Source organism: Pseudomonas sp. CFBP13509, from assembly GCF_005233485.1.
Lineage (GTDB): Bacteria > Pseudomonadota > Gammaproteobacteria > Pseudomonadales > Pseudomonadaceae > Aquipseudomonas > Aquipseudomonas marginalis.
In genome coordinates this window covers 236,820-263,604 of record NZ_QGAA01000004.1, presented here as the reverse complement: position 1 = coordinate 263,604, position 26,785 = coordinate 236,820, and the positions used below count along the sequence as shown (strand labels likewise).

General features: G+C 60.0%; 21 protein-coding genes. 7 read left to right on the top strand and 14 right to left on the bottom strand.

Annotation, left to right across the window (positions count from 1 at the left end):
• Positions 1-48 precede the first annotated feature (48 nt).
• The 3 genes from PspCFBP13509_RS09050 to PspCFBP13509_RS09040 all read right to left on the bottom strand — a co-directional run bounded on the left by PspCFBP13509_RS09050 (position 49) and on the right by PspCFBP13509_RS09040 (position 4,327).
• Complete coding sequence (locus PspCFBP13509_RS09050) at positions 49-1,482, bottom strand: serralysin family metalloprotease (RefSeq protein WP_137211916.1); 1,434 nt, start codon at positions 1,480-1,482, stop codon at positions 49-51.
• A gap of 367 nt (positions 1,483-1,849) precedes the next feature.
• Positions 1,850-2,953 (bottom strand): DmpA family aminopeptidase, encoded by a 1,104-nt coding sequence (locus tag PspCFBP13509_RS09045; RefSeq protein ID WP_065927589.1) that lies wholly within the window; start codon positions 2,951-2,953, stop codon positions 1,850-1,852.
• Positions 2,954-2,962: 9 nt separating this feature from the next.
• Complete coding sequence (locus PspCFBP13509_RS09040) at positions 2,963-4,327, bottom strand: APC family permease (protein ID WP_137211915.1); 1,365 nt, start codon at positions 4,325-4,327, stop codon at positions 2,963-2,965.
• Positions 4,328-4,527: 200 nt separating this feature from the next.
• On the opposite strand from PspCFBP13509_RS09040, the gene PspCFBP13509_RS09035 reads away from it, so the two are divergent.
• A complete protein-coding gene (locus tag PspCFBP13509_RS09035) occupies positions 4,528-5,313 on the top strand; it encodes a helix-turn-helix transcriptional regulator (RefSeq protein ID WP_137211914.1) in 786 nt (261 codons plus the stop codon).
• 406 nt (positions 5,314-5,719) lie between these two features.
• Here PspCFBP13509_RS09035 and PspCFBP13509_RS09030 read toward each other — a convergent pair whose 3' ends face one another.
• The 5 genes from PspCFBP13509_RS09030 to PspCFBP13509_RS09010 form a co-directional block, all read right to left on the bottom strand.
• Entirely contained in the window at positions 5,720-6,178 is a 459-nt protein-coding gene (locus PspCFBP13509_RS09030) for an REP-associated tyrosine transposase (protein ID WP_092484123.1), read from the bottom strand.
• A gap of 90 nt (positions 6,179-6,268) precedes the next feature.
• Positions 6,269-7,348, bottom strand: coding sequence for a polyamine ABC transporter substrate-binding protein (locus PspCFBP13509_RS09025; RefSeq protein ID WP_137211913.1), 1,080 nt, complete (start codon positions 7,346-7,348; stop codon positions 6,269-6,271).
• A gap of 60 nt (positions 7,349-7,408) precedes the next feature.
• Positions 7,409-7,750 (bottom strand): cupin domain-containing protein, encoded by a 342-nt coding sequence (locus tag PspCFBP13509_RS09020; RefSeq protein ID WP_065927593.1) that lies wholly within the window; start codon positions 7,748-7,750, stop codon positions 7,409-7,411.
• 27 nt (positions 7,751-7,777) lie between these two features.
• Entirely contained in the window at positions 7,778-9,184 is a 1,407-nt protein-coding gene (locus tag PspCFBP13509_RS09015) for an NAD(P)/FAD-dependent oxidoreductase (RefSeq protein WP_137211912.1), read from the bottom strand.
• Positions 9,185-9,232: 48 nt separating this feature from the next.
• Positions 9,233-10,042, bottom strand: coding sequence for a helix-turn-helix transcriptional regulator (locus PspCFBP13509_RS09010; protein WP_065927595.1), 810 nt, complete (start codon positions 10,040-10,042; stop codon positions 9,233-9,235).
• Between the two features lie 257 nt (positions 10,043-10,299).
• On the opposite strand from PspCFBP13509_RS09010, the gene PspCFBP13509_RS09005 reads away from it, so the two are divergent.
• Positions 10,300-10,572, top strand: coding sequence for a DUF1652 domain-containing protein (locus tag PspCFBP13509_RS09005; RefSeq protein WP_027605770.1), 273 nt, complete (start codon positions 10,300-10,302; stop codon positions 10,570-10,572).
• A gap of 81 nt (positions 10,573-10,653) precedes the next feature.
• Here PspCFBP13509_RS09005 and PspCFBP13509_RS09000 read toward each other — a convergent pair whose 3' ends face one another.
• Positions 10,654-13,101 (bottom strand): UvrD-helicase domain-containing protein, encoded by a 2,448-nt coding sequence (locus PspCFBP13509_RS09000; RefSeq protein WP_137211911.1) that lies wholly within the window; start codon positions 13,099-13,101, stop codon positions 10,654-10,656.
• 219 nt (positions 13,102-13,320) lie between these two features.
• Here PspCFBP13509_RS09000 and PspCFBP13509_RS08995 point away from each other — a divergent pair, with 219 nt between their 5' ends.
• A complete protein-coding gene (locus tag PspCFBP13509_RS08995) occupies positions 13,321-14,016 on the top strand; it encodes a pirin family protein (protein ID WP_065946728.1) in 696 nt (231 codons plus the stop codon).
• Between the two features lie 222 nt (positions 14,017-14,238).
• On the opposite strand, the gene pgm is transcribed toward PspCFBP13509_RS08995, so the two are convergent.
• The 4 genes from pgm to PspCFBP13509_RS08975 form a co-directional block, all read right to left on the bottom strand.
• Positions 14,239-15,882 carry a phosphoglucomutase (alpha-D-glucose-1,6-bisphosphate-dependent) gene (gene pgm / locus PspCFBP13509_RS08990; RefSeq protein WP_065927598.1) on the bottom strand — a complete coding sequence of 548 codons (1,644 nt, stop codon included), beginning with the start codon at positions 15,880-15,882 and terminating at the stop codon, positions 14,239-14,241.
• Between the two features lie 97 nt (positions 15,883-15,979).
• Positions 15,980-17,386 (bottom strand): aminotransferase-like domain-containing protein, encoded by a 1,407-nt coding sequence (locus tag PspCFBP13509_RS08985; RefSeq protein ID WP_065927599.1) that lies wholly within the window; start codon positions 17,384-17,386, stop codon positions 15,980-15,982.
• Positions 17,383-18,801, bottom strand: coding sequence for a hypothetical protein (locus PspCFBP13509_RS08980; protein WP_137211910.1), 1,419 nt, complete (start codon positions 18,799-18,801; stop codon positions 17,383-17,385). The genes PspCFBP13509_RS08985 and PspCFBP13509_RS08980 overlap by 4 nt, the downstream gene beginning before the upstream one ends.
• 705 nt (positions 18,802-19,506) lie before the next feature.
• Positions 19,507-20,529 carry a zinc-dependent alcohol dehydrogenase family protein gene (locus tag PspCFBP13509_RS08975; RefSeq protein ID WP_027605764.1) on the bottom strand — a complete coding sequence of 341 codons (1,023 nt, stop codon included), beginning with the start codon at positions 20,527-20,529 and terminating at the stop codon, positions 19,507-19,509.
• A 268-nt stretch (positions 20,530-20,797) separates the two neighbouring features.
• Here PspCFBP13509_RS08975 and PspCFBP13509_RS08970 point away from each other — a divergent pair, with 268 nt between their 5' ends.
• Both PspCFBP13509_RS08970 and PspCFBP13509_RS08965 read left to right on the top strand, forming a co-directional pair.
• Positions 20,798-21,712: a LysR substrate-binding domain-containing protein gene (locus PspCFBP13509_RS08970; protein ID WP_137211909.1), complete on the top strand. Its 915-nt coding sequence runs from the start codon at positions 20,798-20,800 to the stop codon at positions 21,710-21,712.
• 153 nt (positions 21,713-21,865) lie between these two features.
• Positions 21,866-23,134, top strand: a complete 1,269-nt coding sequence (locus PspCFBP13509_RS08965) for a tyrosine-type recombinase/integrase (RefSeq protein WP_137211908.1) — start codon at positions 21,866-21,868, stop codon at positions 23,132-23,134.
• 386 nt (positions 23,135-23,520) lie between these two features.
• On the opposite strand, the gene PspCFBP13509_RS08960 is transcribed toward PspCFBP13509_RS08965, so the two are convergent.
• Positions 23,521-24,438, bottom strand: a complete 918-nt coding sequence (locus tag PspCFBP13509_RS08960; protein WP_137211970.1) for a LysR substrate-binding domain-containing protein — start codon at positions 24,436-24,438, stop codon at positions 23,521-23,523.
• Positions 24,439-24,626: 188 nt separating this feature from the next.
• Between PspCFBP13509_RS08960 and PspCFBP13509_RS08955 the strand changes: the two genes are divergently transcribed.
• Entirely contained in the window at positions 24,627-25,376 is a 750-nt protein-coding gene (locus tag PspCFBP13509_RS08955) for an SDR family NAD(P)-dependent oxidoreductase (RefSeq protein ID WP_137211907.1), read from the top strand.
• Between the two features lie 98 nt (positions 25,377-25,474).
• The gene (locus PspCFBP13509_RS08950; protein ID WP_137211906.1) at positions 25,475-26,773 is read left to right on the top strand and encodes an MFS transporter; all 1,299 of its coding nucleotides are present in this window, start codon (positions 25,475-25,477) and stop codon (positions 26,771-26,773) included.
• Positions 26,774-26,785 lie beyond the last annotated feature (12 nt).

The following is a 26,785-nucleotide window of genomic DNA, read 5'->3' as shown; positions in this document are numbered from 1 at the left end:
TGTACGCTCCAGCCTGGAGACGCGGCGCTTGCGCGCCGCGCCCGTGCATCATGCCACGATGTCGCTGACCGCTGCCTGGCCGACGGTGGTGACGAGGAAATCCGCCACGCCGTGCCCGGAGAAGTCGACGGCCAGGGTGCCCAGGTTGGTGCCTGCCGCGTAGGTCAATACCGCATCGCCGGCATGCCCGGTAAAGGCATTGACGAAGGTCAGGCCGGCCCCTTTGGTGATGCCGCTGAGGTCGATCTTGTCGGAGCCCGAGGTGAAGTCAAAGATCTTGTCCGCCGCCCCTGGCTTGGAATCGGAACTGGCGCCGAACACAAACGTGTCGTTGCCCGCGCCGCCCCACAGTTGATCCGCGCCGCCGCCACCGTAGATGAGGTCGTTGCCGGCCCCACCCTTGATCACGTTGGCCGCGTTGTTGCCGATGATCAGGTCGTTGCCCGCACCGCCGAACGCGTTCTCGACGGTCACGCCCTTGGCGATGGAGACGTTGCCGACCAGGCCGCCAACGTCGGAGAACGAGGCCTCATTGAGGTTGATCTTCTGGTTCTGGGTGAAGCCGGAGAAGTCCAGGGTGTCATTGCCGCCACCGTCCCAGACCGAGAACACCAGCTTGTCGGCGTTGGACGTGGCGCTGAGGAAATCACGCCCGGTGTTGGAGTTGAACCCGTAGGTGGTGTCGCCGGCGCGGGTGTTGTAGTTGGCACCGTAGAGCTTCTGGATCGCGGCGATGTCGTCGATCAGCGGGCCAGAGGCATAGGCTTCTACCCCGCCTTTACTGAAGTTCTGGTTGGTGTTGCTCTCGCTCCAGTAACTCATGAGGCTGTAGCCGCGCGTATCCTGTCCATAGGTCGCGTCGTTGTAGGTCGGGGCGCCTTCGCCGGCGTTGTAGTCGCCAGGGTGAGCCAGGCCCAGGGTGTGCCCGATTTCGTGGGTCAGGGTCTGCCGGCCATAGTTGTTCAGGTCCGGCGTCTTGTTCGGCGTGTAGCTGTTGTTGGTCAGGTACCACGAGGTGCCGTCGTAGCCTGCACCGGTGCCGGGCAGGTAGGCGAAGGCTGCCGCGCCGTCCTGGCCGCTGCTGTAGTTGCCGAATGTCATGTGGCCGTCACCGCCGGTGGCTTTCTCGGTGAAGGTGACGTTGGCCACGTCCGACCAGGATTGCATGGCCAGGGCGGCCTGTGCTTTCTGCTGGGCGTTGAACTGGCTGAAGCCCGAGATACCATGTTTGTTCATGGTGCTCGAGGACGCCGAGGTCAGGAAGGTGTAGGTCAGGTCGATCTTGCCGTTGCCGTCAAAGTCCCGGTACGCGGCGCCGTCGCGCAGCAGCTGGGTGGCCGCCTGGTCAACGGTGTAGGAGGGTTTGCCATTGATCGTGAGATTGCCGCCACGGTCATACAGATGGCTGAAGTTATAGATTTGCGAGTAAGCGGTGCTGGCTTGCGCCGCCGACACGATAGCCTTGTCTTTTGCTTTTGACATAAACGTACTTCCTTGTTTGCAAATGCATCAGTCTTGGGTCGATAGGAATCCCGTGGGCGAGATCGTCCTATCACTCGCCTCTTTTGAAGGCGTCACGAAACTGACACAACTTGAAATCTTTCGTCTACATCTTTTCCAGCATGAAAATCGGGCAACAAACATGCATTCCAAGTTAGGCGCCGTATCTGTTGGGCAACGTTGCTGTTGTCCGACAAAAGACAGCGGAGGGTTATTTAAATATTAAATAGCGCTAAAGCCGCTCAAGTTGAACGGCGCACTTGATAATTGGATCCATTGTATTGTCACGGTGTCATTGGCGACATTAAACAGCCACTGTTTATATTTATATATCGGCGCTGGCCCTCCCTTATCGGGACGCGCGCCAGCCCGTGTCGTGCAATGCCCGTATCAACGTTTCGCCTTTCAAGCCCGGCACCTGTACGCCGTCGTCGGTCACCATGTCTTCGCCCGCCAGGATTGCGTTGATGATCGCCTCCTCCACCGCCTCCGCCGCAGCGCTGAACAGCGGGGATATATGATCGTTATTCACCATCTGCAAGGTGCTGCTCAACGGCAGGCCCTTGCGCGCGTAGTCCGCTGGCGGCAGTTCCTGGTTGCCAGTGGCGAAGGCCAGGAACAGGTCGCCGCTGGAATCCTCGGTGCCGCCGCCGGTGCGCGCGATGCCGATAGACGCGCGTTGTGCCAGGCGCTGGCATTGGTGCGGCAGCAGGGGCGCATCCGTGGCGATGATCACCACGATCGAGCCCATGCCCGGCGTGCCTCGTTCGGCAAAGGGTGACGGCAGGTCCATCAAGCGGCGGCCCACCGGATAGCCGTCGACCCGCAGTTCCTGGCGCTTGCCATGGTTGGCCTGGACCAGCACGCCGACAGTCCAACCGCCCTGCTCTGCCGGCAAACGGCGCGAGGCGCTGCCGATACCGCCCTTGAATTCATGGCAGATCATCCCCGTCCCACCGCCCACCGCGCCTTCTTGCACGGGGCCGCGTTCGGCGCTGTCCAGCGCCTGGCGCACATGCTCGGGGGTGACGTGCTGGCCCCAGATATCGTTGAGCAGGCCGTCGTAGGTTTCCATCACCACCGGCATGCACCAGTACACCGCCGGGTCCGCCAGGCGCTTGTGCTCCAGGGCAATCAAGGTGTCGCGCACGATGCCGATGCTGTGGGTGTTGGTGATGGCCAGCGGCGTGGTCAACAGGCCCGCCTCGCTGATCCATTCCAGGCCAGTGGCGTCGCCATTGCCGTTCAGCACGTGATACCCGGCAAAGCATGGCTGCAACCGCGCTTCCCCGGCGCGGGGCTGGACCACGCTGACGCCAGTGCGCACCTGTTTACCGTCGACGCGGGTCTTGAGCGTACAGTGACCGACCCGAACCCCGGGAACGTCGGTGATGGCATTCAACTCGCCGGGTGTGCCCAGCCCCAGCGTGATGCCCAATTGACGTGCACGCATAACCACTCCTTACAATTTTTGAAAGGCCGGACTCGACCGGCCACTGATGCAATACAGAATCACCGACAGGGCCAGCAAGCCGATGATGATCATGATGTCGCGTACTGACGCCGCGTAGATCAAGGTCACCAGCAAGTAACCCGCGCCCAGTGCAGCCAGCAACGCCGGCAGCGGCCACAGCGGCATGCGATAGGGATGCTCGCGGTCGCGCAGCAGCACGCGGCTCATCAGCGCGCTCAACGCCACCACCAGGTACACCAATATGATCAGCAATACGCTGAACGAGGTGAGGTCGGTCAGGTTGGAGCTGAAGCTCAGCAACGCCGACGGGATCGCCAGGAACAGCGTGGCCAGCCAGGGTGAATCCCAGCGCGGATGAATGCGGGTAAACAGCTTGTTGATGGTAGGCGTCCACAATGCATCGCGCCCGCTGCTGAACACCACGCGGCCGATCTGGATAACGATGGCGACAATCGCATTGAATACCGACAGGAAGATCCCCGCACTGACCAGGCGCGACAGGGTTTCATTGCCATGGCTGGTGAGCAGGTAGCCGATGGGGTCCGGGCTGCTGATCATCGCACTCAGTGAGGGCGCGCCGATCAACAGCGCAGTGATCGGCACCAGCTCGATCACCACCACCAGTCCCAGGGACCACAGCACCGCCTTGTGCACGCCCTTGCCACCGCATTTCATGTCTTCGGCCAGCAACACGGCTGGGCCGTAACCGTTGTAGGAAAACAGGCCAATGCCTACCGCGCCGATCACCAGGGCCCAGGGCGCCAGGTGCAACACACCGTTTTCGACGATCTGGGGTTGAAACAGCACGCTGGCCGGCTGCACCGGGTTACCGAAGCCGATGCACACGATCACCAGCAACGCCGCGACTTCCAGCAGCAGACAGGTCCCAGTGATCCAGGCGTTGAGCTTGATATTGAGGATGCCCAGGGCGTAGCTGCACACCACGATCACCAGAGCCACGGTTTGCGCGTCGAATCTGGTACCCAAAGCATTGTTGAGGTAGGTTGCGGCACCGGTGGCCAATACCGGCGGGATAAACAGCAGCATCACCAATACGGTCAGGAACGTCGCGTAGCCGGCCATGCCGCCGAACACGCGCTTGGCATACACATACTCGCCACCGGCGCTGTTATGGGCGCGGCCCAGTTCGGCGTAGCAAAACGCGAACATCAGCGCGAGCAGCCCTGCCATCACGAACGCCAGGAACACGCCGCTGCCAGCCTGCTGGATGGCAAAGGGCGCGATCACGAAAACGGAACTGGCGGGGGTCACAGCCGAAACGGTAATGGCCACCACATCGAAGACGCTCAGGGTGGGTTTCAGCACGCCGTCGGGCGTGGGGGAAGTGCTCATATCGTTATCCTCTGTCGTTGTTCTTGGTGTGAGGCAGAAACGAAAGGTCTGAAAGTGGCGGGATATGTTTCCCGCTGAATGATGCCAAAGGTAACCGTGGGGTTTATGCCAGCCAATTCCCCTATTGGCGTACTCCCCTTGACGGCACCCGGCAAAAGCCGAACCCTTGGGGCGATCTTTTGTTGGCGGGAGCTTGCTACATGAGCCTGTTTCGTGAAGTCGGCATGCACGCCGGCCTGGGCCGCACTGTTGCGCACATCGGCACCGAGCGTTTCTGGAAACAGCTGGTGCTGTTGTTGCACCAATGCGTACCCTTCGATAACGCGCTGGCGATCTTCTATCCCGTGGATGGTGCGCCCCAGGCACTGGAAGAGTACGACGCCCAGCCGAGCAGCAAGCCGGCGTCGATGCTGGTGTACCTCAATGGCCTGTATTTGCTCGATCCGTTTTTCCAGGCGTGTCGCGAGGGGTATGCCAGCGGCGTGTACCGGCTTGAGGAAGTGGCGCCGGACCATTTTCGCCAGAGCGAGTATTTCCTCAGCTACTTCCACGACAACGTGCTGGAAGACGAGGTGCAATTGATCCTGCAGTTGCCGGGCGCGGGGACGTTGTCGCTGTCACTGGGTATGCAGCGGCGATTCAGCGTTGAGGAGACCGGGTTGCTGACGACGCTGGCCGCCTGGGTGCTGCCGTTGATGCAGCAGCACTGGCAACAAAGCACCCGGCGCGCGCCGGCCATGGACCGCCAGATCCGGGATGCACTGAGCCAATTCGGTTGCGGTGTGCTCTCGGACCGCGAACTGGAAATCGCCCGCCTGGTACTGCGCGGATTCTCGTCCAAGGCCATGGCCGAGCGCCTGCATATCTCGCCGGACACGGTGAAGGTGCACCGCCGGCATCTGTACGCGAAGCTGGACATCTCGTCACAGCCGGAACTGTTTTCGTTGTTTATCCAGTCGTTGGGGCATGACCTGGAAAACCCCTGATGTCGGCGGTGTGCCCGACGCAGCCTCGCTTGCGCTCGGCAGCTGCTACGGGGGGCGTGGGATGGCGCGTAGCAGCTGTCGAGCCCTGGCGAGGCGGCGTGAGGCCCTCACAATCGCCGCGAGAACGTGGAGGGTCAGTGNTGAGGCCCTCACAATCGCCGCGAGAACGTGGAGGGTCAGTGATGTCGGCGGTGTGTCCGACGCAGCCTCGCTTGCGCTCGGCAGCTGCTACGGGGGCGTGGGATGGCGCGTAGCAGCTGTCGAGCCCTGGCGAGGCTGCGTGAGGCCCTCACAATCACCGCGAGAACGTGGAGGGTCAGTGATGTCGGCGGTGTGCCCGACGCAGCCTCGCTTGCGCTCGGCAGCTGCTACGGGTTTGCGCTGTATCTACGGGACACATGGGCTTTTAAAGCCACCAGACATCCCACAGCGGGTAGTCGTGAACACGACTGACCAGCCCTGCACGAATGGGGTTACACACCACGTAACGAGCAAAATCTTTCAAGTCCGCTTCGCGCCGTACACCACGGTCATGATAGCCCTTTTGCCATAAACGCCCTTTACGACCTAGAGCGCCGTTAACCGTTAAGCTGCTGCGCGATTTAATTCGGCACATCAGTTCCGCCAATGTCCGCTCATGGAGTTGAACCAGCCAATGCATATGATCTGGCATGACCACAAAGGCCAGAGAGTTAACCCAATCATCCTCGTGGGCTTCTCGAAACTGCTTCACAACCAGGCGCCCGAGCCGCCAATCGTCGAAGATTGGTTCACGCCGGTTCACCACGGCGGTCAGCAAGTAAACGTCCCCTGCTTGTGACACTCTACCGATTCGCAAACGGCCTGATTTGTTCGAAGTGAGCATTCCTTGCCCCCGTTCTATTGAAAGGAGGCAAGGACACTACAGAAAAAAACAGCTAAACAGCGAACCCAAAAGGCGACGAGATATTACCCGTCAGCGGCCCATTCGAATGGTGTTCCACACCCGCGTGCGAATCCGGTCGATGTTCAGCGGCATCGCCTCCAGCGCGAATAACTTGCCCATCATTTCGTCGCTGGGGTAGATCTTGGTGTCCGCCTTGATCTCAGGGTCTACCAGGCTATCCGCTGCACGGTTGCCGTTGGCGTAGTGCACGGAGTTGGTGATGTCCGCCATCACCTGGGGCTCCAGCAGGTAGTTCATGAACGCGTAGCCGGCCTTTTCATCGGGGGCATCGGCGGGCATGGCCACCATGTCGAACCAGATGGCGGCGCCTTCCTTGGGAATCTGATAGCCGATCTTCACCCCATTCTTGGCCTCCTTGGCGCGGCTTTCGGCTTGCAGTACGTCGCCGGAGAAACCGACCGCCACGCAGATGTCGCCATTGGCCAGGTCGCCGGTGTATTTCGAGGAGTGGAAGTACGCCACATAGGGGCGCACTTTCATCAGCAGCGCCTCGGCCTTTTTGTAGTCTTCGGGTTTTTTACTGTGGGGCGGCAGCCCCAGGTAGTTGAGGGCGATGGGCAGCAATTCCGGGCCGTTGTCGAGGATCGCTACCCCGCACTTGCTGAGCTTTTCCATGTACTCGGGCTTGAAGATCAGGTCCCAGGAATCCACCGGTGCGTTTTCCCCCAGTACCGCCTTGACCTTGTCGATGTTATAGCCGATGCCGGTACTGCCCCACAGGTACGGGAAGCCATGGGCATTACCCGGGTCGTTGTTTTCCAGGGCCTTGAGCAGTACGGGGTTGAGGTTTTTCCAGTTGGGCAACTGACTCTTGTCGAGCTTCTTCAGGGCGCCGCCCTGGATCTGCCGTGCCATGAAGTGGTTGGACGGAAACACCACGTCGTAGCCGGAGTTACCCGTCATCAGCTTGCCGTCGAGGGTTTCGTTACTGTCATACACGTCGTAGCTGAAACCGATGCCGGTTTGTTTCTGGAAATTCTTCGTTGTGTCCGGCGCGATATAGCTGGACCAGTTGTAGATCTTCACCGTCTCAGCGGCTTGGCTGATAGCGGCTACCCACATCAAGGGCAACAGGGCAATGGCTTTCATGGTTCGATTTCCTGGCGATTTTAGGGCTGTTTTTATGGCAGGCGATCAAGGATCAAAGCGTTACAAAATCAGTACGTAGGTTTTGCGCACGGTTGCCTGGATGTCCCAGATACCGGTGCTGTTGGCCGGCAACATCAGTGCGTCACCGGCTTGTATGTGAACGATTTCACCGTTGTCAGGGGTGAAGGTGCAGCGACCCTGGATAAAGTGGCAGAACTCCTGGGATGTGATCTGCCGACGCCAGCGGCCCGGGGTGCATTCCCAGATACCGGTCTCGACGCCGTCGCTGCGTTCAACGCTCAAGGTCGAGGCCACGGCGATCGGCTCGCCCAGGGGCACGGCCACCGGTGATGAGTCCGGCAGTTGGGCATGCAGCGCGTCTTTGAATTGAGTGATGCTCATGGGGTTTTCTCGTGTAGGTGAAACGGCTCAATGCATGAAACCTTCCATGAACCCGGCTATGCCGATCGCCAGCTTGCGGCGCCAAGGTGCTGTGTTGGGGTTGGCCAGCACCTGGTCTTCATGGACAAAACTGCGAATGATCGCGTTGTAGCCAAGCCAGCGGCATGGCTCCGGCTCCCAGGCCTTGAGCGCGTGCAGGCCACGCTCACGGATCACCCAGGGTTGGTGGATCAGAGGTGTGTCGCGACTGAGGATCAGGTCGGCCAAGGTGCGGCCGCCCAGGTTGGTGGCACCGACGCCCTCCCCGCCGTAACCACCGGCCAGGGCGATGCCGGTCTTGTGATCGCAGAGCATGTGCGGGCGGAAACGGCGCGACATGCCGAGGTTGCCACCCCAGGAATGGGTAATCCGCACCTTTTTCAGCTGTGGGAAGAGTTCGCCGAACAGGTAGCGGCGCAGTGCCACTTCGCTGTCAGTCAAATCAAAGTTGTGGCGCAATTTGCCGGCGAACTGGTAACCACCGCGGGCGCCGAACACCAGGCGGTTATCCACCGTACGCTGGCCATAGGTGACCTGGCGGCTGCTTTCGCCAAAGGCCTGGCCATGGCTCAGGCCGATTTCATCCCAGGTGCCGGCGGGCAGCGGTTCGGTGGCAACGATCAGGCTTTGCACCGGCAACTGGTATCGGCCGAGGGGCGGCAAGGTATTCGCATAACCCTCGACAGCCGGCACCACCCAGGCAGCGCGCACACGGGCCTTGGCGGTGCGCACAGTACCGGACTGCCAGTGGGTCACCGGCGTGTTTTCATAGATCGTCACGCCCATGCTCTCCAACACCCGCGCAAGACCGCGCACCAGCTTGGCCGGGTTGATCGTGGCGACATGGGGGGCATGGATACCGCCATAGGGCTTGGCGATGCGGATCTGTTCAGCCAACTGTCGAGGGCTCAGCCAGCGATAGTCGGCTTCGGTCAGGCCTTGGGCGTAGAGCTTGTCCAGGTAAGCGCGCAGGCTGCCTTCCTGCTCGGGGTAGCGTGCGGCGCAGTACAGCGCGCCGCCCTTGCGGTAGTCGCAGTCGATGCCTTCCCGGGCCAGCACTTGGGCCACTTCGTCGGGAATGCCATGCAGCAGGTCGAAGGAGGCGCGGCGCTGTTCAGGCGCAAGGCCGGCCAGCAGGCGGTCTTCGCCCAGCAGATTGCCCATCAGCCAGCCGCCGTTACGGCCCGAGGCGCCGAAGCCAGCGGTTTGCGCCTCGATAATCGCGATCTTCAACTCAGGCGCCTGGCGTTTCAGGTAGTAGGCGGTCCACAGCCCGGTGTAGCCGGCACCGATAATGGCCACATCGACGTCCAGGTCATGCTCAAGGGCCGGCCGCGCCGACAGCGGGTCGTCCAGTTGGTCCATCCATAAACTGATAGTGCGCCATGCCGGCATGCCAAGTTCCCCAACCACATTTCGATGGAGGGATCCTAGAACTCCGGGTTATTCGCTGTCTTGCGCGCGTGCACGCAGGGAAATTTGTTTGACGTAGGCCTTGGGCGACTGGCCGGTGTGCTGGCGGAAGGCGCTGTAGAACGCCGACAACGAATTGAAACCGGCGGCGAAGGCCAGGTCGTCGACCTTGATCGGTGGTTGCGCGGTATCCAGTGCGGCCAGCAGGTGCTGGAGCCGAGCCTGGTTGACGTAGCGGTAGAAGCTTTGCCCCAGCACCTGGTTGAGCAGGTAGGAAATCTGATTGCGGCTGTAGCCACACTCCTTGGCGACACGCTGCAGGTCCAGTTCCGGGTCCAGATAAGGCTGCCTGCACTCGAAGTACTGCTGCAAGTCATTGGCCATATGCCCCAATTGCTGGGGTGACAGGCCCAGGCGGCTGACGCTGGGGCGCTGGGCCTGGGAGGGTTGTTCATGCACCAATGACGCGTACTCGTTGACGCGCCAGATCAACCCATCGCGGACGGTGATGGCCTCGCTGGTACGGAATGACACCAGCCCCTGACCGCCGCGCAAGGTGATGCGGTACTGGATGAATGCCGTGTCCCCATCGGCACGGATGCGGTCGGTATGTTCAATGGCTTCGTCGGCTTCGCGGGGCATGCTGGCTTGCAGGTACTCACGCAGTTCGGCGTAACCGACCACACGGTTCTGGAAAAAGTCGTGGTACTGGATGTCCGGGTGGTAGTAGGACATCACGCCGTCAAGGTCGCGATGACGCCAGCACAGGTGGTGGCGCAACACCAGCTCACGCGTGGCGTGGGTGTTATGGCAATCATCGTCTGGCGCGATGTCGGGCATGGAAGGCTCTGAGGCAGGTAAACCTCGGAGATTGCCGAATTTTGCCACTGCCGACAATGGCCAATTGGAACTTCGCATTAGTGGCATTGTGCCCAATCGTTAGTAAGAGATGACCCACATCAAGTGAATGGCTGACAACCGCCGAACGGGGCAGAAAAAGTCACCTTGTACTTGCGAACGAATGCTATTTTTAGCTTCTACGACGCCACGACCAGTGACGGTCCTGGCCCCCTGCCGCGAGCTAAAGGAAGCGCTCAATGAACAAGGTGGGCAACATGAACAAAGTGACATTCCCCAACGCCTGCCAGCTGATGCGCTGGCATTTTCATCCGATGGGCTTCGAGGGCAGCATGGATGCGCCCGGCAGTATGGTCGCCCGCCTGTTCGACCGGGCCAGCGGCGAGACGCTGATTGCCATCGCCGGCATCCCCTGCGCCACCGTGATGAATGCTGCCGATGTGGAGCGGATTATCGAGGCGGTGGAGGATGAGTTGGAGTCGTTTGTGCCGCCGTTGTCGCTGAGGGCCTGATTCCGGTCCAGCCAGCAGAAAGAAGCTCAACTGTGGGAGGGGGCAAGCCTCCTCCCACGTTGGAATCGCATTTGTCCCCTACTAATGGCGCTGATCGTCGAAAAACGCTTTCCTGCCGTCGACCCGCTCCGAGGCTTTGGGCACATTCACCGCCTGGCCCTCGGTTTTTTCCACATACCAGTAGCAATGGCTCACGGCCCGGGTAATCCCGACGTAGGCCAGGCGCAGCACTTCGTCCTTTTGCGCAGTGTCGTAGGGTTCGCTGTCCCCGTCCTTGCCCAGGCCCGCCATGCGGTAGACCTGGTTCTTGTAGGGCGAGCTGGTCACATGCTGGCAATCCCCGAGCAGGAACACCGCATCCGCCTGCAGGCCCTTGGCGCTGTGGTACGTCAGCTGCTTCAACCTGCGCGTCACTGCGGGCAAGCTAGAATCAACATTAACAATCGACTGAATATGCTCTTGGATCAGTAACTTATCGCTACTTTTTCGATACAGCATTAATATCGAATCGCCCCGTTGATAATGCTCCAGCAGTTGCCGCCCCAACGCCGCATCGTCCCGTTCCAGTACCGTGACCGGCACCAAGGCTTTTGGCGTGCCGCTGGCCTTGGCCTTTTTCCCCGGGATGGCCGGTGCGGCGCGCACGATATGTTCGGCGGCGTCGATGATGTGCTGATGGCTGCGGTAGTTCTCGCCGAGCATGACGCGGGTAGTGCTCGGCGCCGGGAATTGCTGGTTGAATTCCATGAAGTACTTGGGCGAACTGCCGCGCCAGCCGTAGATCGACTGCCAGTCATCGCCCACGCACAGCAAGGACGAACGTTGCGCACCACGGCCCACATGCATCGCCGGCCCACGACTGCGGATTTCCCGCAGACTCGCGCGTATCCACGAAACGATCTGGGGCGATACGTCCTGGAATTCGTCGATCATCAGGTGCGACATTGGCCGCAGCAGCGGATCGCTGAGGAGCTTGAGATTTTCCGGGGTGTTCTCGCCGAACAGCGAGAACATGCGGTTATAGGTCATGATCGGCGGTGATTGGTCGAGAAGGTGGTCTTCCAGGGCCTTCCAGAAAATGCTCAGGGCTTCAAAGAAGAACCGGTCCGGGTCGTCCTTGGCGAAGCTCATCTGGCCGACGGCAGTCGGCACGTCCAGCCCCAGGTTCTCGATAAAGCCGGCGGCCATCACAAAACTGTCCAGCAGCGGCGCCGACGCCAGCTCACCCTTGACCTTGTAATCAAAGCCGGGACCCGCGCTGGCATCCCCGGCGAGGCTGCTTAAAAGACGCTTTGATGCATCATAACTATCCATCCATATCAATGGCTTACGACAGAAAGCTTGAAACAAGGTGCGCTTTACCGCCCACTCTGCACGGACCGACAGCTTCGAATTCGGCCGGCTGACCTGGGGGTTTTCCCTGGCGTCAAAGCCCAGCACTACCCACGCATCCAGCGCCGGGATATAGCCGTGGCAATGGAACTGCGCGCCATTGATTTCGAAGCGCTGGCGACTGGGCTCAATCCCCTTGATCGGCCAGGCGCCGGCACGAAACCACAGGTCCTCGATCACATCGCAGAGTTCTTCATCGCGCTTGGCCGCCAGTTCGGTCACCGCTATGCGTTTTTGTACATCCGGATGATCGCGCTCCAGTTCGCGCAGTTGCAGGCCGTGGCGTGCCAGCGGTGCAATCAGTTCACGAAACCGTGCATGTCGCCCCTGCAACTGGTGGTAGCAGGCATTCATCTGCTGGCGCTGGGCGTCGCTGATGCGCAGGTCGAACGGGTTGCTGTCAGCGTCTTCGAAACCGGCACTGAGGTTTTCAAACGCCTGCAGGCGCTCAAAACCCGGCAGGCTGCGGACCATCGGCAGGATGCGCGAGTGAAAGGTGCGTACCACCGCCTGGGCTTCTTTCATATCAATGGGTTGGCCCCACAGGGTGAGAATGTCCATGAGCTTGTTGATGAAGTCTTTGCGCGACTCGCGGGTGAAGGTCACCACGGTCATCGAGCTCAATTCGAACCCCAGGTAATGGGTGAGCAGCAAAATACGCAGCACCAGCGAGGTGGATTTACCCGCGCCGGCACCGGCGATCACCGAGGTTGACGGCGTATCGCTGAAGATCATCTTCCATTGCGCCGCGCTCGGCTGGGCATGGGCCGGCAGCAACCGGGCCACATCAGCCTTGATGCGTTTCTTCACGTCGGCGGTCAAGGGTAGCCGCCAATCGTCGAACAGGCTGTCATCGACGCCGGGCGCGCGGTGCTCATCGGGACGGAAGTCGCGGATCAACAGGACTTGTCGGCCTTCCTCGAGGCCATCGGCCTTGCCCTCGCGATAGCCATACTCCACGCCGGCCTCGTGACCACTGCGAAAACCATCGGCCTGCCCGTGCAACCAGGAAAACCGATGCTGTGCGCGCAAACGCGTCAGGCCATGGCCAAACAGGCGTGCGGCAAGGCGTTTGAGCAGCGGCATTTCCGCCAATGGGCGCAGTTCGGGGGGCAGATCAGGCTTGTGTTGCGGCACGCGGACTCCTGCGATGAGCTGGGTTTTGACAAGGGCACCATGGTCGCCGGAATCGGCGCTCAGTTCCAGCCAATTGCTTTACCGTCATGCAGTTAGGCGATGAAGTGAAAGTCAAAACGCCGGCAATCAATCTAATTAACCGATAGGAATCAGGCATTTTTTACGCTTTTTTTCGATCATGGGCTCACGGATCATAGGCGCCATCAACAGGAGACGATCATGCTTGAACTTCGACCTTTCAACGCCCTGGGCGGCGCCCACCATGGCTGGCTTGACGCCCATCACCACTTTTCATTTGCCGAATACCACGACCCCGAGCGTATGCATTGGGGCAACCTGCGGGTCTGGAACGACGACATCATCGCCCCCGGCACCGGCTTCCCTCAGCACGCCCATCGCGACATGGAGATCATTACCTATGTGCGTGAAGGCGCCATCAGCCACGCCGACAACCTGGGCAACAAGGGCCGCACCGAGGCCGGTGATGTGCAGGTGATGAGCGCAGGCACGGGGATCGCCCACAGCGAGTACAACCTGGAAGCCACGCCGACCAAGATCTTCCAGATCTGGATCATCCCGAACGAGGCCGGCCTGCCACCCTCCTGGGGCGCCAAGCCGTTTCCGAAAGGTGATCGCGAAGGGTTTGTGACCCTGGCCAGTGGCAAGGCCGGTGACAGCGAGAGCCTGCGCATCCGCGCGGATGCACGCCTGGTAGCGGCGAACCTGAAAGCCGGGGAAAGCGCGGAATACCGCTTGGACATTGGGCGTCGGGCTTATCTGGTACCGGCGACCGGCGTGATTGAGGTCAACGGCTTGCGTGCGCACGCTCGAGACGGTGTGGCGGTTGAGGATGAGCAAGTGTTGCGGGTAACGGCGGTTGAAGACAGCGAGATCGTGCTGGTCGATCTGGCCTGATCCAACGCTTTGGCCCAATAAACTATGGGAGAGGCTTGCCCTAATGCCAGTCAGTTAAGCGTACATCGCCTCCTGTAGGAGCGAGCTTGCTCGCGAAAAACGTCAACGATAACGCGTGCTTCCTGAATGAACGCGGCGCCTGTGAGTTTTTCGCGAGCAAGCTCGCTCCTACAAAAAGCCTTAACTGACTGGCATTAAGGCTTGCCCCCTCCCATATTGGGGTTATTCCGAGATAGCGCCGTCTACCAGCACCTGCGCCTCTTCCACCAGCTGCTTGAGGTGGTCCTCGCCAATGAAGCTCTCGGCGTAGATCTTGTAGATGTCCTCGGTACCCGACGGCCGCGCGGCGAACCAGCCGTTTTCGGTCATCACCTTCAACCCGCCGATCGCCTGGTTATTGCCTGGCGCATGGCTGAGGATCTGCTGGATGCTTTCGCCCGCAAGCTCGGTGGAAGTCACCTGTTGCGGCGACAGCTTGCCCAGCAAGGCTTTTTGCGCCGGGGTGGCCTTGGCGTCGACACGAATGGCGAACGGCTCCCCCAAGGCATCGGTGAGACCACGGTAGATCTGGCTCGGGTCCTGGCCTTTGCGCGAGGTCATTTCCGCCGCCAGCAAGGCCGGGATCAGGCCGTCCTTGTCGGTGCTCCACACCGTGCCATCCTTGCGCAGGAACGACGCCCCGGCGCTTTCTTCGCCGCCAAAGCCCAATGAACCCTCGAACAGGCCATCGGCAAACCACTTGAAGCCCACAGGCACTTCATAGAGACGACGACCGATGCGCGCGGCCACGCGATCGATCAGGCCGCTGCTGACCACGGTCTTGCCCACGGCCGCATCGGCGCGCCAGTCTGGACGGTTCTGGAACAGGTAGTCGATGGACACCGCCAGGTAGTTGTTCGGCGCCAACAGGCCGCCGGACGGGGTCACGATGCCATGACGGTCGTGGTCCGGGTCGCAGGCGAAGGCCACGTCGAAGCGTTCCTTGAGACCGATCAGGCCTTGCATGGCGTAGCTGGAGGACGGGTCCATGCGGATCTGGCCGTCCCAGTCGACGCTCATGAAGCGGAACGTGGCGTCGACTTCAGTGTTCACCACCTCCAGGTTCAGTCGATAGTGCTCGGCAATCGCCGACCAGTAGCGCACCCCTGCTCCGCCCAGCGGGTCCACGCCCAGGCGCAGGCCGGCGCTGCGGATGGCGTCCATGTCGATCACGTTGATCAGGTCGGCCACGTAGCTGTTGAGGTAGTCATGGCGATGGGTGGTGTCGGCCTTGAGCGCCTGCGCATGGGTGATGCGCTTGACCCCCGCCAGTTTATTGGCCAGCAGCTCGTTGGCCTTGGCTTCGATCCACTTGGTGACGTGGGTATCGGCCGGGCCGCCGTTGGGCGGGTTGTACTTGTAGCCACCACTTTGCGGCGGGTTGTGGGACGGCGTGATAACGATGCCGTCGGCCAGGCCGCTGGTACGGCCACGGTTGTAGCAGATGATGGCGTGGGAAATTGCCGGGGTTGGCGTGTATTCATCGCCTTCGGCGAGCATCACGTGCACACCATTGGCGGCCAACACTTCCAGCGCGCTTGCACCGGCCGGGGTCGACAGTGCATGGGTATCCAGGCCAACGAACAGCGGGCCGTTGATGCCTTGGGCTTCGCGATACAGGCAGATGGCCTGGCTGATGGCAAGCACATGCCATTCGTTGAAGCTCAGTTCGAACGAGCTGCCACGGTGCCCGGAGGTACCAAAGGCTACGCGCTGGGTAGAGATCGCTGCATCAGGCTGGCCGGTGTAATAGGCCGTGACCAGTCGCGGGATATCCACCAGCAACTGGGCCGGCGCCGGCTTGCCCGCAAAAGGACTGATTGTCATGCATAAACCTCGGATAGAAGGATTCGGAAAAAATGCCAGTTTACTGAGAGTTGGACTGCTGCGCGATGGTATCGATCCTACATCGTTAAGAGAAATTTCACCCAGTCTGCGCCTGGCGCAACGCGTCGCTCAATGCTTCCAGGGCAATATCCAGATTGGGCTGCCCGTGGAAGGTGTGACTCACGCGCAGGTGCTGCTGGTGCAAGCCACTGACACTGAACAGCTCCCCGGGGGCGATCACCACTTGCCGTGCCAGCAGGCGCTGAAATGCCTGGCGCATGTCTACGGCACGGGTGGAGGCCAGCCAGAACGCGGCACCGGCGGCCGGCATCCGATAAGTCACCTGGTCGCCCAAGTGCTGTTCCAGGCGCTGGCTCATGTGCGCCGCCTGCTCGCTCAAGCGCTGGCGCAGCGTGTGCAGGTGCTGGTCAATCCGCCCGCTTTGGTACAAACGGGCAATCGCGCGCTGACGGATCGACGATAAACGGAATGAGCGCAGCAGGAACTGACGCTGCAACTCATTGCTCATGCGCCGGCACAGCAGGTAGCCGTAGGGGGCTTCCGAGCCGAGCACTTTCTCGAACGAAGAAAACACGATCAGCCGCTCAGGGTTCACCCGTTCACGCAATGCGGTGTGGGGGGCTTCAAAACCCAGCTCGCCAAAGGTGTCGTTTTCAAGCAACCAACAACCGGACTGCTCCAGCAGGTGTGCCACGTCGAGACGCTCGTCGATTGACATGGCCACCCCGCTGGGCAGGCTGACGGAAGACGAGAGCAACACCAGATGCACAGGCTCATCACGCAACAGCTTCCCCAGCACAGTTCGATCCAGGCGGCCCTCCAGCGTCCAGGGCAACTCGATGATGCGCACCCCGGCGTCCTGCAACAGGCGCAGGATCAACCAGTCGCAGGGCGACTCGACAATCACGGTGGTGCCCCGCAGGCCCAGCACTTCGATCAGGATGTCCAACACGCCGCGCAGGTCGGCGCCGATGTACACGTCGTCGGCATGCCAGCAGCGCGTGGGCGACGAGGTATAGCGCGCGGCCAGGGCTGCGCGTAATTCCCATACACCGCAGGGCTGGGACCAGGGCTGCAAATGCGACGGGTACTGGCGCACCAGTTCCCGCTCGAGCCGCAGCAGTGTTTCATCCAGGGAGCCCAGCAATGCCGGCTCGTCACCACTGAGTACCAGCATGCCGGGGCGCCGGGCCGCCGCGTAGAGGCGATCAAGCAGGCCCCCGCCGGCCCACGCCAGCGGGTTTGCCGACATCGGCCAGGCGTAATAGCCGGATTTGGCCACCGAATACACCCTGCCCTCCTTCTCCAGCAGCGCATAGGCGTACTGGATCGTCGAAATGGACACGTTCAGGCGTCCGGCCAACTGCCGTAACGACGGCAGTTTTACCCGGGTGTCGGTACTGACCTCGTTGATCAGGCTGATCATGTAGCGATAGACCGCCTGATACGCGAAATCCGCCTGACGCTCGCCGCGCAGCGTCATCGCCCGAACAATGGCACGGCCTGCGCGGCGCCCTGGGCCGCAGCGGCGCGACACATGCCGTTTTCTCTGGCCAGCGGCCGTTTGCGGTACAGGTGCTGCAACAAGGGCATCGGCAAACCGCTGGTGTCCGTTACCCACTGCTGCAGCATTTCGGCGGAACCGTTGCCCTGGAGGACTTTGTGCAACTCAGGCAACGCCACCAGCATGCCTGGGTGACATTGGCGCAGATAACCTTCCAGTCGCTCTCCGTGATGAACAAAGGGTGAAAACAGCAGGCAGGTCAGTTGGGTCTCATCCAAGCCGAAGAACTCCTGGGCGTAGGTACTCCAGAGCATGCGCCCTTCGCGGGTCCCGGCCTGAACGAGCAAGTCGTCGGGCATGCGCAGACGGCGCATGTACGCGGCGGCCTGCTGGACAAAACCTTCGACGCCTTCCTCATAATCCAGCGCACGCAGGCATTCGGCCTGCAACCCACGTAGATGAGCCATCAGCAACGGATTGGAATAGGCCGGATGGCTGAAGTGAAAGCCCAGTGGATCGGGAGCGTAGGCCATGAACTCGGTCAGCAGGGAGGTCGACGCGATGTCGACATCTTCCAGCAGGTCGGCGATGCCGATGTAGGCCAAGTGACGATGCCCCGCCGTGCTGGGGTTATCACTGGCCACGTAATGCTCACCGAACACATCCTGGAAATAACCGGTGCTCCACTCGTCCATGTGGGCGAACAACGCGTTGAGCGACAGCGGATGGCCCTTGGGAACATGGACGCCTGCGCCCTGGGCGGTTTTCTTGAGCCAGGCGAGAAACTGACTCTGCCTACGCGGGGAGTCACCACTGACCAGCGCATGGACGCCGCCATTGCACGTGGTGACACGCTGGTAAAAATCACCGACGGCCAGGTAAGTGTCGTTGCACAGGGTGGCGCGGCAGTCCCCGGCACTCACATGGCCCACCATCAACATATTGCGCTGGCTGATCTTTCGCCCGATCGCTGAGACCGGACGCTGGTGATTGAAGGGTTGTACCTCCTGGTTTTCCACCATCAACAACTCGACACGCGGGTCATCGTGGAGAAACAGCCGGCCGTAGCCGCGATTCAGGGTATCGAGCTGCCCCTCGGTCATGCCCGCGTGCCGTAGCGTCGCGACCCTCAGTTGAAAGGTACGTGGCGCGCGACCGGCAATGGTCAGTTGAGCCGCTCGGAGCAGCGCCAGGGTATAGCTGCTGACTTCACCGCCACCGTGGGCCACCAGTACCTTGAAATCCCCCACCTGCTCCATCCCGCCTGCCGCGACAATGATTCGCTGGACCAGTAACTGGAGAGCGGTACGTCCCGCGCGATTGAAGTGCCCGATCAGACGTTGCAGAACTTGCTGGTAAACATGATTCATAGCCTGTTCGTGAATAGTGCTCATAGTTCTACTACCCGAGTTGAAATATCAGTTTCAAGCAACTGCTGACAGTGTTTGCTTGACCTATTTTGCGTGTAGGAAAATCGCGCCTCGCATTGTGCGCCGATGATTAGACACTAGCACCACGCAACAAAACGACAGGGATTGCCGGGAAGCATTTTTTACCCGTACAAGCGCATAACCTAATGAAAATATTGGTAAAAATTTCTAAAAGGTTAGCCTTAGGAGGCTTCCGACAAGGTCCTACGCGTTTTTAACCAGCCTTTTAAAGAAGTGTCCGACAATAGGCTCAAACAACTTTTCCATTTGCATGGCCGGTACGCTTTATGAAAGTACCTGTCTTGCTGAGTACACCTGTGGGCCGCGTCGATAGTTCGAGCAACTATCAGCAGCCGAGTCATGGATTCAATCATTGCTCAGTCCTTGAGATGAAAGTGAAGGCGCAATTATCAGTGTTGGAATAATGATTAATAGATACAGAAGCGGGCCGAAAACCAGTTCAGATGAACAACCGATGTCGCGTAAAAGGTGCACATGCAACGACGCCGCACTGGGATTCAGGGCGGCGTCAGGGAGAGAGGGCCGGATTTGTGGGCTGAAAGTACCAGGTCGGCAGCTTCTGGGGCGGGCGGGTTAAGCCCTGTCAAATGGCGCATTTGCCCCATTCACTCAGGCGTCGGAGTACTCATTTACGAATACTCCTACAGCTCAAACAGCCGCAACCTGCAACGCAACCCGCTCGCGGCACGGGCATTCATCCATGTAACGGTGGGCTTCGACAAACTGATTGAACGGAAACACCGTGGTTTTCAGGGGCACGAGCACACGATCGGCGGTCAGTTGGTTGATGTCACGCAACGCACGCTGCAACGCCACCTGATCCTGGATGATGCCCAGCTCCGGCTTGCCGGTGAAGTTGCCGATACAGTGCACGAAGAACTGAATGTTCTTCTGGAACGCCGCGCACGCCGGGAACGGTGTCTGGTTACCGCCCTGCAAGCCATACAGCACCAGGCTGCCACGGGGCGCCAGCACATCACCGAGCAACGACATCTGCGGGCCACCCAAGCCATCGAACACCACGTCGACACCGCGGTTGTCGGTGAACTTGTTGATTTGCATCAGCAGGTCCTGTTCCTCGGTGACAATGACTTTTTCTGCGCCCAGAGAAAGCAGGTACTCGCGCTCAGCGCTGTCCTTGGTGGCGGCAATCACCCGCACACCCAGGGCCTTGCCCAGTTGCACAAACGAAGGGCCGGCACAGTGGCTGGCGTCAGTCACCAGGGCAAACTGCCCGGGCTTGACCCGTGCCAGGTCCACATACGCAAAGTAGGCGATCAGCAGCGGCGTGTAGTGCACGCTGGCTTCGATGGGGCTCAGGACGTCCGGATAGCGGGTCAGGGCCGAACGGGGCAGGACGATCTGCTCGCCATACACCGGGTAATCATTGGGGCTCTCGGCCGGAAAACTGGCCACTTTATCGCCCACTGCCAAGTCATCCACGCCCTCGCCCAAGGCTACGACCACCCCGGCCATCTCATGGCCAAGGCCGGATGGAAGGCGTGCGTGGGAAGACGCCAGGTTCTGGCGCCACAAAATGTCATACCAGCTGATGCCAATCGCCTCGACACGGACCTGCACTTCGCCCGGTGCGGGCTGCGCGGCTGCATGCTCTTCGCACTTGAGCACCTCGGCCGGACCAAACTTGTGAAAACGGATCGTGCGGGACATCGCAAACCTCGTCAAAGTAACCTCTATTGCCATGAACTCTATCTGGGCTTTCCGGCTAAGACCACCGGTCGCCGTTAATAGTCGACATGTCTGTCATTGATTCCGCATCTGAGGAATAGACCTCAAGTATCGTAGGAAAACTCAATTAGCCGGTGCAGAGTACCAGCCTTTCCCCGTAAGATTCATACCGGTCACGCGTCTGAATGGACCTTCAGGGCTCTTATATGGCCGCTCTCGTCAAGTAAAGCTGACTCTTCCAGGACACAAGATGAACCGTAACGACCTGCGTCGTGTCGACCTTAACCTCTTGATCGTATTCGAAACCTTGATGCATGAGCGCAGTGTGACCCGCGCTGCCGAGAAATTGTTCCTTGGCCAGCCGGCCATCAGCGCAGCGTTATCGCGCTTGCGCGGGCTGTTCGATGACCCGTTGTTCGTACGCACCGGGCGCAGCATGGAACCCTCGGCCCGCGCCGTGGAAATCTTCGCCCTGCTCTCCCCGGCCCTGGACTCGATTTCCACCGCCGTCAGCCGCGCCGCCGAGTTCGACCCGGCCACCAGCACCGCGGTGTTCCGCATCGGCCTGTCCGACGACGTCGAATTCGCCCTGCTGCCCCAACTGCTCAAACGCCTGCGCGCCGAAGCGCCCGGCATCGTACTGGTAGTGCGCCGCGTCAACTACATCCTGATGCCCGGCCTGCTCGCCTCCGGCGAAATTTCCATCGGCGTCAGCTACACCGCCGACCTGCCGGCCAACGCCAAGCGCAAAGTACTGCGCCGCAGCCTGCCGAAACTGCTGCGCGCCGACAGCGTGCCGGGCGCCCTGAGCCTCGACGACTTCTGCGCCCGCCCCCACGCCCTGGTGTCGTTCGCCGGCGACTTGAGCGGGTTTATCGATGAAGAGTTGGAAAAGCTCGACCGCAAGCGCCATGTGGTGCTCGCAGTACCGCAGTTCAACGGCCTGGGGACGTTGCTGGCAGGCACCGACATTGTTGCCATCGTGCCGGACTACGCGGCCGAAGCACTGACGGCCGCGGGAGGCTTGCGTGCAGAAGAACCGCCATTGCCGGTGCGCACGTTCGAATTGCACATGGCGTGGCGTGGGTCGCAGGACAATGATCCGGGGGAGCGGTGGTTGAGGTCGCGGATTCAGATGTTTTTTGGGGACCCCGATAGCTTGTAATGGAGTTCTAGTGAGGTCTATAAAACTGTTTTATAACAAGGACTTATTGTTAATTTCAGTCCATTGCCGTCTGTCTAAATCCAATGGATTCCACGACTCATGGGGGCATAATTGGGGGCAAATTTCGGTTCCTTGAAAAGGATGCCCCCACCGATGCCCCCAGATAATACGGTCGTTTTCAAACGAAAACTCAGCGATGCCTTAATCCGCTCCCTGACCGAACCCGGCAAACACGCCGATGGCGAAGTCCCTGGCCTCTACTTGGAGGTCAGGGCGTCGAGCAAGGTCGGCAAATCCCCTTCCAAGGTTTGGCGATTGAAGTATCGACTGCATGGTAAGGAAAACCGATTCTCCATCGGTGCTTACCCCGACATTGGTCTCAAGGAGGCGCGCGACATTGCCCGCGGCGCACGCCGCGACGTGGCTAACCAAACCGCACCTCTCAAGGCCAAGACCGCCAAGATCGAAGCACACCTGCTCAACGAAGTGCGCACCTTCGAATACGTAGCCAAGCAATGGTTGGCGTTCAAGTCTGCCGAACTTGTGACCAAATCCATCTCGGGGTTTAACGGAGCGCTGAACAACCACATCTTGCCCGCAATCGGTAAAAAACCGGTCAGCGAGATCAAACTGGAGCACATCACTACAATCATTACGGAGTTGCGCCGCCAGCGCACCATGGCCATGGCCCGGCGCGTGCGTACCATCATCCGTGCAGTCCTGGGCTTTGCCGAGGGGCGCGGATGGGTGGAACGCAATGTGGCGCTTAGCAACATTGAAGAGTTGAAGATCCGCCATGTCGTGACCAGCAACCCAGCGATCGAAAGGCCAGCGGACCTGGGCAGATTTCTTCTGCGTCTGGATGACTGCAACGACGGCAGCGTTGCCGTCGCAATGCGCCTGCTGGTCATGTTGCCGGTCCGCCCAGGCGAACTGGTGCAGATGCGCTGGGAAGATGTCGACTTGGTGGGCGCCGATTGGCGTTATGTGGTGAGCAAGACCAAACATCTAGACAAGAGCAAACACATCGTGCCGTTGCCTGAGCAAGCCTTGGTTCTGTTACGCGAGCTATATAAAACCCGCGTGGTGGATGAAGAAGGCAAAGGCTGGGTGTTCGTCTCGCCGGTCTATCCGGGACGTCCCATAAACCCGACCTCCATGCTCAAGTCCTTTCAGCGTATCTGGCCGGAGTACGACATCACATCCCACGGCTTTCGCGCCACCTACCGGACCATTGCCCATGAACACTTAGGTATAGATCCAATCGTGCTCGAGCTGTCGTTATCCCACCGGATGCCAGGCGCGCTCGGGGCTGTGTATGCGCGCGCGCAACTGCTGGTACAACGCCGGGAAGCGGCTCAACAATGGGCTGACTATTTAGATCAGCTGCGGCAAAACGCTGCGCGAGTGACCACAGATTAACGATAGCGAAAAAATCAGGAGATTGGAGCGGAAGCGAGTCTCGCATTTAGCGTTCTACCAATTGAAATATAAGGATTTTTCCTTAAGAAAGCAGAAGAAGATTCAATTCTTGACTTGTTTTTTAGGTGATTTAAGAACAAAAAATGAGAAATTCCGAGGCAATCTACTGGGTTATGGTCCTAGCCATTTGGATATATTTGTCAAACTGAAGACATCAGTTACGCAGGTTCAGTCTCGAGAAATACCAGCAACATCGAATCCCTCTACGTCACCGCTTCATTATCCGACTGCTGGCGCCCCGCAACTGCCAGTGGTGAAGAGGAGTTGGCCCCGGAGCTACAATTTAGCCCAAACGTTTGTCAAATGGTCGCGTTGAAACTCTTTGGCTAAAATACGAAACTATGCCCGAGCTCTCCCTCCATCCATTCCAGAAATCGCCTGACTCTGGGAAAACTCGAGTGCGCTTTCGGGAACACCAAATGATGGGCGGCTACCGAGGAACTCAAGATTTCGGGGGCCACTTCGATCAGCGAACCGCTGGCTAGGTACTTCTGCGCCAGCAGCGTGCTTTCAAGGGCGTAGCCTAAGCCGTGGCTCGCCGCTTCCAGGCTCATGTAGGATCGGTCAAAACTCAAGGCGTAGGGCTTTTCGGGGCGCGCCAGGCCGTGCTGAGCGAACCATTCAGGCCATCTGAGCAAGGTCGCCTCGGAAAGTATCAACTCTTGAGCCAGAAGATCAGCCGCGTTTTTTACCCCACAGCGCGCGATCAGCTTGGGCGAGGCCAGCACCGCGAAGCTTTCGTTGCGCACGGTGCGCACTTCGTAGCTGGGCCAGTTAGGCCGGCCATGACGAATATCCACATCAATCTTGTCCTGGCTGAAATGCAGCGACTCGTATGAGCATGACAAATTGATCTGGATGTCCGGGTTGGTCATGCGAAATGACTCCAACCGGGGCATCAGCCAGAGCAAGCCAAAGCTGGGGGAGGAATGCAGTCGCAGGCAATCCAGGCTGACGTCACTCGCTGCCCGCTCGGTAGCGACCTCCAGGCTTTGCAACAATCCTGAAATGTCCTTCAAATACTGCTCGCCGACTGGCGTCAGTGTCACCCCACGCGCCGCCCGTACAAACAACTGACGACCAATCATGACCTCCAGTTTGGCCAATTGGTGGCTGATCGCCGAAGGCGTGAGGTCCAGCACTTCGGCCGCTCTGGCGAGGTTGCCAAAACGGGCGGTCTGCTCGAAGGCTTGAATTGCTCTCAGCGGTGGCAGATGGGATGAAGAGGTATCGTCCTGGCGCATCAGTATTAAGCCTATTGTTTTGGTGTTGAACGGGCAGCGCCATTCAAGCATTTGCGTTCTGGATTGACGAGTGCTGAATTTTATTCATGTAGCAGTGACGTTTGCGTTATTGCTCGGCCTGCTCGCGGGGACCACTCTGAGCCATCGATCGCTGAATCGAACCATAAAAACAATCAGAGGTAACCCTCATGCTTCTTCAAGGCAAAGTCGCGATTATCACCGGCGCTGCATCCGAGCGTGGTATCGGCCGCGCAACCGCTGTCACCTTCGCCAAACACGGCGCCCGCGTTGTGATCCTGGATCTCGACGAATCCGCCGCCCGTGACGCCGCAGCCACCCTCGGTGAAGGCCATCTGGGCCTGGCGGCTAACGTCGCCGACGAGACACAAGTCAAAGCAGCCGTCGCCAAGGTTGTCGCGCAATACGGCCGTATCGACATACTCATCAACAATGCCGGAATCACGCAGCCGATCAGGACCCTGGATATACGCCCAAGCGACTACGACAAGGTTCTGGATGTGAGCCTGCGCGGCACGCTGTTGATGTCGCAGGCGGTCATTCCGGTGATGCGCGCTCAGGCAGCCGGCAGCATCGTGTGCATGTCATCCGTATCGGCCCAGCGCGGCGGTGGCATTTTCGGCGGCCCGCACTACAGCGCAGCGAAAGCCGGTGTGCTCGGGCTGGGCAAGGCCATGGCGCGGGAATTCGGCGCGGACAACATTCGCGTCAACTCTATTGCACCGGGTTTGATTCATACCGATATCACCGGCGGCCTGATGCAGGACGAACGGCGCCACGCAATCATCGACGGCATCCCGTTGGGCCGCCTGGGTGAAGCCCAGGACGTGGCCAACGCGGCCCTGTTCCTGGCCAGCGACCTGTCCTCGTACCTGACCGGCATCACCCTGGATGTGAACGGCGGCATGCTGATTCACTGAGTACACCTGGCGGGCCTTGCAGCCCGTGCGGATCTGGATCGACGATGCAGCCGGGCCTTGTGGCCTGGCGGTCAATAAAAACAAGAGATCAGACCATCATGACAACCCTGTCGCTTGAAGCGGTTTCGACCGTGCGCACCAACGCCTACCGCAAAACCGCGTGGCGCCTGATGCCTTTCCTCATGCTGTGCTACCTGTGCGCCTACCTCGACCGCGTGAATGTCGGCTTTGCCAAGCTGCAGATGATGAACGACCTGGCCCTCAGCGAAACGGTCTATGGGCTGGGCGCGGGCATGTTCTTCATTGGCTACTTCCTCTGCGAAGTGCCCAGCAACATCATTTTGCATAAGGTCGGTGCACGCGTCTGGATCGCCCGCATCATGATCACCTGGGGCATCATCTCCGCCCTGTTCGCCTTCGTCGAAACCGCCTGGCAGTTCTACGCCCTGCGCTTTCTGCTGGGCGTCGCCGAAGCCGGCCTTGCCCCTGGCCTGTTGCTGTACCTGACCTACTGGTTCCCGTCCTATCGGCGTGCCCGCATGACGGTGTTGTGGTTTATCGCCATTCCGCTCTCGGGCATGGTCGGTGGCCCGCTTTCCGGCTGGATCATGAACGCCTTCGCCGGTGTTCACGGCTGGGCTGGCTGGCAGTGGATGTTTGTGCTCGAAGCCATTCCCACGGTGATTGTCGGGCTGCTGGTGCTGAGCTACCTCAAGGATGGCGTGCATCAGGCCACCTGGCTGGATGACGACGAAAAAGCCCTGATCAGCCGCGAGCTGGCCGAAGACGACCAGAAGAAGGTTACCCACGCCTCTGTGGGGGAGTTCATACGTGACCGCCGTCTGTGGCTGTTGGCGGGTATCTATTTCTGCGTGGTGATGGGCCAGTACGCAATCACCTTCTGGCTGCCCACCCTGGTGCGCAATGCCGGGGTTTCCGATCCGCTGCATATCGGTTTCCTGACCAGCCTGCCTTATCTCTGCGCCATTGCGGCGATGCTGCTGGTCGGACGCAGTGGCGACAAACATCGCGAACGGCGTTGGCATCTGATCGGGCCGATGATCGCCGGTGCCATCGGACTGACCCTGGCCGCGCTGCTCGGAGGCAACATTGTCCTGTCCATCCTGAGCCTGTGCTTGGCGGCGTCCGGCATCCTGTCCGCTTCTTCAATGTTCTGGATGCTGCCCACCACCTTGCTCGGCGGTGTGTCTGCAGCCGCGGGCATCGCGGCAGTCAACAGCTTCGCCAACCTTGCAGGTTTCTGCTCGCCCTACCTGATTGGCTGGATCACCACACAGACCGGCTCCAGCGCCATCGGCATGTACCTTATCACCGGCGTTCTGCTGGGCGGTGCCTTGCTGGTGCTGCGCATTCCCGCCGCCCTGGTCAATCGTTGAGTACCCGGAGTT

Excerpts from the sequence above, each read along its gene's own strand:
- PspCFBP13509_RS09030 (WP_092484123.1), bottom strand. The coding sequence starts at position 6,178 with ATGCTCACTTCGAACAAATCAGGCCGTTTGCGAATCGGTAGAGTGTCA.
- PspCFBP13509_RS08950 (WP_137211906.1), top strand. The coding sequence starts at position 25,475 with ATGACAACCCTGTCGCTTGAAGCGGTTTCGACCGTGCGCACCAACGCC.
- PspCFBP13509_RS09010 (WP_065927595.1), bottom strand. The coding sequence starts at position 10,042 with ATGCCCGACATCGCGCCAGACGATGATTGCCATAACACCCACGCCACG.
- PspCFBP13509_RS08960 (WP_137211970.1), bottom strand. The coding sequence starts at position 24,438 with ATGCGCCAGGACGATACCTCTTCATCCCATCTGCCACCGCTGAGAGCA.
- PspCFBP13509_RS09005 (WP_027605770.1), top strand. The coding sequence starts at position 10,300 with ATGAACAAGGTGGGCAACATGAACAAAGTGACATTCCCCAACGCCTGC.
- PspCFBP13509_RS08970 (WP_137211909.1), top strand. The coding sequence starts at position 20,798 with ATGAACCGTAACGACCTGCGTCGTGTCGACCTTAACCTCTTGATCGTA.
- PspCFBP13509_RS08975 (WP_027605764.1), bottom strand. The coding sequence starts at position 20,529 with ATGTCCCGCACGATCCGTTTTCACAAGTTTGGTCCGGCCGAGGTGCTC.
- PspCFBP13509_RS09025 (WP_137211913.1), bottom strand. The coding sequence starts at position 7,348 with ATGAAAGCCATTGCCCTGTTGCCCTTGATGTGGGTAGCCGCTATCAGC.
- PspCFBP13509_RS08980 (WP_137211910.1), bottom strand. The coding sequence starts at position 18,801 with ATGAGCACTATTCACGAACAGGCTATGAATCATGTTTACCAGCAAGTT.
- PspCFBP13509_RS09040 (WP_137211915.1), bottom strand. The coding sequence starts at position 4,327 with ATGAGCACTTCCCCCACGCCCGACGGCGTGCTGAAACCCACCCTGAGC.
- PspCFBP13509_RS09015 (WP_137211912.1), bottom strand. The coding sequence starts at position 9,184 with ATGCCGGCATGGCGCACTATCAGTTTATGGATGGACCAACTGGACGAC.
- pgm (WP_065927598.1), bottom strand. The coding sequence starts at position 15,882 with ATGACAATCAGTCCTTTTGCGGGCAAGCCGGCGCCGGCCCAGTTGCTG.
- PspCFBP13509_RS08995 (WP_065946728.1), top strand. The coding sequence starts at position 13,321 with ATGCTTGAACTTCGACCTTTCAACGCCCTGGGCGGCGCCCACCATGGC.
- PspCFBP13509_RS08985 (WP_065927599.1), bottom strand. The coding sequence starts at position 17,386 with ATGACGCTGCGCGGCGAGCGTCAGGCGGATTTCGCGTATCAGGCGGTC.
- PspCFBP13509_RS08955 (WP_137211907.1), top strand. The coding sequence starts at position 24,627 with ATGCTTCTTCAAGGCAAAGTCGCGATTATCACCGGCGCTGCATCCGAG.
- PspCFBP13509_RS08965 (WP_137211908.1), top strand. The coding sequence starts at position 21,866 with ATGCCCCCAGATAATACGGTCGTTTTCAAACGAAAACTCAGCGATGCC.
- PspCFBP13509_RS09050 (WP_137211916.1), bottom strand. The coding sequence starts at position 1,482 with ATGTCAAAAGCAAAAGACAAGGCTATCGTGTCGGCGGCGCAAGCCAGC.
- PspCFBP13509_RS09035 (WP_137211914.1), top strand. The coding sequence starts at position 4,528 with ATGAGCCTGTTTCGTGAAGTCGGCATGCACGCCGGCCTGGGCCGCACT.
- PspCFBP13509_RS09045 (WP_065927589.1), bottom strand. The coding sequence starts at position 2,953 with ATGCGTGCACGTCAATTGGGCATCACGCTGGGGCTGGGCACACCCGGC.
- PspCFBP13509_RS09020 (WP_065927593.1), bottom strand. The coding sequence starts at position 7,750 with ATGAGCATCACTCAATTCAAAGACGCGCTGCATGCCCAACTGCCGGAC.